1 rRNA gene is annotated in these 372 nt (G+C 54.0%); it reads right to left on the bottom strand.

Annotated features, from left to right (window positions below):
* Positions 1-372 (bottom strand): 23S ribosomal RNA (locus FN082_RS17845); the annotation flags it as partial.

Here is a 372-nt window from a genome sequence, read left to right as displayed (position 1 = left end):
AGCCTGTTATCCCCGGAGTACCTTTTATCCGTTGAGCGATGGCCCTTCCATTCAGAACCACCGGATCACTATGACCTGCTTTCGCACCTGCTCGCGCCGTCACGCTCGCAGTCAAGCTAGCTTATGCCATTGCACTAACCTCCTGATGTCCGACCAGGATTAGCTAACCTTCGTGCTCCTCCGTTACGCTTTGGGAGGAGACCGCCCCAGTCAAACTACCCACCAGACACTGTCCGCAACCCCGGTAAGGGGCCAACGTTAGAACATCAAACATTAAAGGGTGGTATTTCAAGGTTGGCTCCACGCAGACTGGCGTCCACGCTTCAAAGCCTCCCACCTATCCTACACATCAAGGCTCAATGTTCAGTGTCA

It is taken from the genome of Klebsiella spallanzanii (assembly GCF_902158555.1).
GTDB lineage: Bacteria > Pseudomonadota > Gammaproteobacteria > Enterobacterales > Enterobacteriaceae > Klebsiella > Klebsiella spallanzanii.
The sequence above is the reverse complement of the archived record's forward strand: the minus strand, read 5'-3'. Positions and strand labels throughout refer to the sequence as shown.